This is a genomic window from Prevotella ihumii (genome assembly GCF_900155655.1).
Classification (GTDB): domain Bacteria; phylum Bacteroidota; class Bacteroidia; order Bacteroidales; family Bacteroidaceae; genus Prevotella; species Prevotella ihumii.
The window spans coordinates 1-1,022 of the sequence record NZ_LT706992.1 but is presented as its reverse complement, the minus strand read 5'-3'; the positions used below and the strand labels follow the sequence as shown (position 1 = coordinate 1,022).

Sequence of the window (1,022 nt, the reverse complement as noted above, 5' to 3'; positions counted from 1 at the left end):
TAAACAACTATGTGAAACAACCGCAGATAGCAAGTACAACGGTGGCGAAATTATATACAAAGCTGTTAAAAGACGATTTGGACGAGTTTTTTAATCTCCTCAAAACGTTTCTCGGCACTGTACCTTACACCGAAAACACGCAATACGAAGGACATTATCAGTCGTTGTTCTATGTTATATTCAGTCTGTTAGGGCAATACGTAGATATAGAAATACGTACACCACAGGGCAGAGTGGATATGGTGTTAAGAACTGCTACACGTCTATACCTTATAGAATTTAAGATAGACGCTTCATCTGAAAAGGCATTGCAACAAATAGACTTGAAACAATATCCTGAACGTTTTGCACTCGCAGGACTTCCCCTCACAAAGGTAGGAGTAAACTTCAGCAGCGAAACAAAGAATATTGAGAGTTGGGAGATAACCAACAAGTAGTTTTAAGGCTGGTTCTATAAAGTAGCTTTGTTAGGTTTTGAGCTTATTTTTGAGGTCAAAATGCAAGAGAGTGAAGGAGTGTAGCGAGCTACACGACTGAACGAACTTACATTTTGAACCAAAAATGGAGCAAGCCGAATGCAATCAAACTTGTTTGAATTGTTGAGGCGCAGCCTGTTTTATATAAAAAGAAGCCAAAAGATAACAAAACGTATTTCAAAAAATTTAATGACTATATGCGGTGGTAATTTATAGAACCAGCCTTAAAGGAGGAAGCAATATGAAGTATCCCATAGGAATACAGACATTTTCAGAGATTATCAACAAAAAATGTATTTATGTTGATAAAACAGAAATTATATATAAACTTACAAACGAAAGTTCAAAATATATATTCCTAAGTCGACCACGCAGATTTGGTAAATCATTGCTCACTTCAACCCTCGAAAGCTATTTCAAAGGCGAAAAAGAATTGTTCAAGGGATTAGCCATAGAGAAATTGGAAACAGAGTGGATACAACGCCCTGTGCTTCATTTTGATATGAGTTTGGCGAAACACGCTGATGTGGAACGACTTAATGAGTT

At 36.9% G+C, this 1,022-nt stretch carries 2 protein-coding genes; both read left to right on the top strand.

What is annotated here, in order from left to right; genetic code table 11:
• Window positions 1-437: PD-(D/E)XK nuclease domain-containing protein (locus CZ367_RS13775; protein ID WP_237581861.1), on the top strand; the 437-nt coding region annotated here is incomplete at its 5' end.
• A gap of 280 nt (window positions 438-717) precedes the next feature.
• Window positions 718-1,022: AAA family ATPase (locus tag CZ367_RS13770; RefSeq protein WP_154669350.1), on the top strand; the 305-nt coding region annotated here is incomplete at its 3' end.